Genomic DNA, 3114 nt, shown 5'->3' on the forward strand with positions numbered 1-3114 from the left:
AATTTAAAGCACTGTTAATATGAATTTGAACCGCCGTGTGCCGAACGGCTTGCCCGGTGGTGTGAGAGGACGAAAGTTTTATTACTTTCTCCTACTCGATTACAATACATTTTGTAGGGGTTGCTGAATTTGCTCTCCAGGAATTTAAGGGACGGTATATACCCTAAAACAGTTTGTAGCTGAGATTAGGCTCGGGCAACATGTAGTTTGTCCGGGTCCTTTTTTTCAACCATTTTAACGATTCCATAATCCTTGTCGATTTTAGTAAAAGAAAAGACCGCTTGATGCGGCCTTGACTGTTTTATGCGTTTTGTTCTTGTTCTTGAAGTTTTGCCTTTTCAACAGGTTGAACTAATTTCTTTCCAGAACCAATGAAGATCATCAATCCTAATGCCATTAATAGAACAGCAAAGAATAATTGTAGTCCGTCTGTCATAAATACGAATCCGCCAGTAACGAATAACTTTAAGCAGATGTTGTATACTGACATTCCTAAGCTTGTCATTGTTACAACTAACATCATAACCATTGGTACATATAACATATATCCTTTACGTCCTGTAACTTTTAAGAATACAGATAATGAAACTAATACCATCGCAGCTAATAATTGGTTAGCACTACCGAATAATGGCCAGATATTTAAATATCCACCTAAGCTTAATAGGTAACCACCAGCTAATGTGATCAATGTAGCAACATATTTATTTGTTAAGAAAGCGACAACACTGTTTGTTTCAGCTTCTTCATTGACTTCAAATAATTCTTGGAATGATAAACGTCCGATTCTAGCAACAGCATCTAATGAAGTTAATGCCAAAGCAGAAACGAACATTGTCATGATGCATAGCCCCCATTCTTGAGGGAATCCAAATTGGGAAATCAATCCAGTAACACCAACTGAAAATTTAATAAATGGAGTTGCAGTATCAGCAAATGCCATAGAAGATAATGTTTCATTTAATACGCCTTTGCTAGCTAAGCTAGTTAAAGATCCAACAACAACGATTACAAGTACAGCAAGTAATGATTCAAGTAACATACTTCCGTATCCAACTTGTAACATATCACTTTCGTTGCGAATCTGTTTAGAACTTGTTTCACTAGATACAAGTGAGTGAAATCCACTAACAGCACCACAAGCAACTGTAACGAATAATGTTGGGAAGATATAGCTTCCTGTTGCAGATTTAAATCCTGTGAATGCAGGTGATGTGATTGTAGGATTTGATACAAATACACCAACTACTGCAGCAACGATCATTCCGATGAATAAGAATGTAGTCAAATAGTCACGTGGTTGTTTTAATACCCAGATTGGTGTAACACTCGCAAAGAAGATATAAACGAATACTAGATATACCCAAGTTTGTTTAGTGAAGTAAACAGGGAATGCGATTCCTAATGCTAACATAGCAACGATTAGTGCAATGCCTAAAACAGCTTGTTTCCATCCAGAAAGCCCCGTTTTCTTTAAGAAGAAACCAAATGCGATCGCAACAAATACATATAGAATTGTGATTGAACTAGCAGCTCCACTAGGTAAAGATTGTGCACCAGCAGCATTGTATCCGTTTAATGATCCTGCAACCATGTCAGCAAATGCAGCAATAACTAATAAAGTAAATAACCAGCAGAACAAGAAGAATAATTTACGTCCTGTTTTACCAATGTATGTTTCAATGATTTGTCCCATTGATTTACCGTGAGATTTAACAGATGCGTATAGAGCACCAAAATCTTGTACAGCACCAAAGAAGCTTCCTCCGACCATTACCCATAAAAATGCAGGTAACCATCCAAATACCATCGCAAGTACTGGACCTGTTACTGGACCGGCTCCGGCAATTGAAGAGAATTGGTGTCCAAATACTTCCCATTTATTACTTGGAACATAATCAACTCCATCTTCTTTTTCATAAGCAGGTGTCTTAGCTTTTGGATCAATTCCCCATGTTTTAACTAAATAACGTCCATAAACTAAGTAAGCTGTAAGTAATAATGCAGCAGCGATAGCTAATAATAATAGACCATTCATAAATAATTTTCCTCCCTTAAAACTTTCTATTCAAATATTCAAATAATAAAAAAAGACTTCGTCTATCTAAGACGAAATCTAACACTATTCCGCGGTACCACTTAGTTTGCAACTACATTATTGCCACTTAGAACTTCTTAACGCGAAGGACGAATCATTTTACTTATAATTTCAAATGATTAGCTCACAAGTGATAGCTCTAAGGACCATCGTTATCATTTCACCAAATTTGATACTCTCTTAAACCGGGCTTGTTTAAAGTCGTGTCTTGCTCATTGCTTTGAATATTTGTGGTTGTATAATATACCATCTTGAAAAACATGTCAATAAAAAATGTAACAAAATGAAAAATAGTGTTTTCACAATTTACATTAATTACAATTGTCATTTGTTTGTTAACATGTGAACGTTTGTGCTATAATATAAAAATGTTGTTGGAGGGGAATAGATGATTTATATAACTGGAGACATTCATAGAGAACAAGATATTCATAAAATCAATCCTAGAGAATTTACAGTTGGCAATTCTTTAACAGAAAATGATTATGTTATTATATGCGGAGATTTTGGTTGCGTTTGGGATGGAAGTACAGGGGATAACTTCTGGTTAAAATGGTTAGATTCACTTCCTTGGAACACTTTATTTATTGATGGGAATCATGAAAATTTTGATGTTCTTAATACGTATCCTGTAGAAGAGTATAAAGGTGGTAAAGTACATCGTATTCGCTCGAAAGTATTTCATTTGATGCGCGGTGAGGTTTTCAATATTGATGGTTATAAATTCTTTACTATGGGTGGAGGATTTTCCCACGATGTTAATTATCGTACAGAACATAAAAATTGGTGGAAAGATGAAATTTGTACGATTGAAGAAGCAAAACATGCTTTTGCAACATTAGAAAAAAATAATTGGGAAGTTGATTATATTTTATCGCATGATACATATTCATCGCATCCATTGGCTCATAAATATGAAACGGATATGAGTTTATATGGAGATGATTATTATGATTTACACGATTGTTTAGAAACAGTTGAGAAGAAAACAGATTATAAAATGTGGTTTAGTGGAC

Annotated in this window: 2 protein-coding genes and 1 other annotated feature; of the genes, one reads left to right on the forward strand and one right to left on the reverse strand. The window is 35.0% G+C overall.

Going from position 1 to position 3114, the window contains the following annotated elements; translation table 11 throughout:
* Positions 1-301: 301 nt before the first annotated feature.
* Positions 302-2038 (reverse strand): carbon starvation CstA family protein, encoded by a 1737-nt coding sequence (locus ACZQCL_RS07960; protein ID WP_482482653.1) that lies wholly within the window; start codon positions 2036-2038, stop codon positions 302-304.
* Between the two features lie 64 nt (positions 2039-2102).
* Positions 2103-2323 (reverse strand) — a binding site (T-box leader).
* 163 nt (positions 2324-2486) lie between these two features.
* Between ACZQCL_RS07960 and ACZQCL_RS07965 the strand changes: the two genes are divergently transcribed.
* On the forward strand, positions 2487-3114 hold a 628-nt coding region (locus ACZQCL_RS07965), incomplete at its 3' end, for a metallophosphoesterase family protein (protein ID WP_482482655.1).

This window comes from Holdemanella sp. (genome assembly GCF_056804935.1).